This window comes from Rhizobium sp. J15 (assembly GCF_002531825.1).
Lineage (GTDB): Bacteria > Pseudomonadota > Alphaproteobacteria > Rhizobiales > Rhizobiaceae > Rhizobium.
Map to the genome: position 1 here is coordinate 1 of NZ_NWSX01000104.1, position 1153 is coordinate 1153.

Genomic DNA, 1153 nt, shown 5'->3' on the forward strand with positions numbered 1-1153 from the left:
AAATGGCAAAGAGTAAGTTTGAGCGCAACAAGCCGCACGTCAACATCGGCACGATCGGCCACGTTGACCACGGCAAGACGTCTCTGACGGCAGCGATCACGAAGTACTTCGGTGAGTTCAAGGCGTACGACCAGATCGACGCGGCTCCGGAAGAAAAGGCGCGCGGCATCACGATCTCGACGGCGCACGTCGAGTATGAGACGCCGAACCGTCACTATGCGCACGTCGACTGCCCCGGCCATGCCGACTATGTGAAGAACATGATCACCGGTGCTGCCCAGATGGACGGCGCGATCCTGGTTTGCTCGGCTGCCGACGGCCCGATGCCGCAGACGCGCGAGCACATCCTGCTGGCCCGCCAGGTCGGCGTTCCGGCGATCGTTGTGTTCCTGAACAAGGTCGACCAGGTTGACGACGCCGAGCTTCTCGAACTGGTCGAGCTCGAAGTTCGCGAACTGCTGTCGTCCTACGACTTCCCGGGCGACGACATTCCGGTCGTCAAGGGTTCGGCGCTTGCCGCTCTCGAAGACTCTGACAAGAAGATCGGCGAAGACGCGATCCGCGAGCTGATGGCCGCTGTCGACTCCTACATCCCGACGCCTGAGCGCCCGGTTGACCAGCCGTTCCTGATGCCGATCGAAGACGTGTTCTCGATCTCGGGCCGCGGCACGGTTGTGACCGGCCGCGTCGAGCGTGGCATCGTCAAGGTCGGTGAAGAAGTCGAGATCGTCGGCATCCGTCCGACCTCGAAGACGACGGTGACCGGCGTTGAAATGTTCCGCAAGCTGCTCGACCAGGGTCAGGCCGGCGACAACATCGGCGCGCTGGTTCGCGGTGTGAACCGTGACGGCGTCGAGCGTGGCCAGATCTTGTGCAAGCCGGGTTCGGTCAAGCCGCACAAGAAGTTCATGGCTGAAGCCTACATCCTGACGAAGGAAGAAGGCGGCCGTCATACGCCGTTCTTCACCAACTACCGTCCGCAGTTCTACTTCCGCACGACTGATGTGACGGGCATCGTGACGCTGCCGGAAGGCACGGAGATGGTCATGCCGGGCGACAACGTCACGGTTGCCGTCGAGCTGATCGTTCCGATCGCGATGGAAGAAAAGCTGCGCTTCGCTATCCGCGAAGGCGGCCGCACCGTCGGCGCCGG

General features: G+C 62.4%; 1 protein-coding gene. It reads left to right on the top strand.

Going from position 1 to position 1153, the window contains the following annotated elements:
• Window positions 1-2 precede the first annotated feature (2 nt).
• A partial coding sequence (gene tuf, locus CO670_RS32330; protein ID WP_097594069.1) for an elongation factor Tu occupies window positions 3-1153 on the top strand: 1151 nt, incomplete at its 3' end.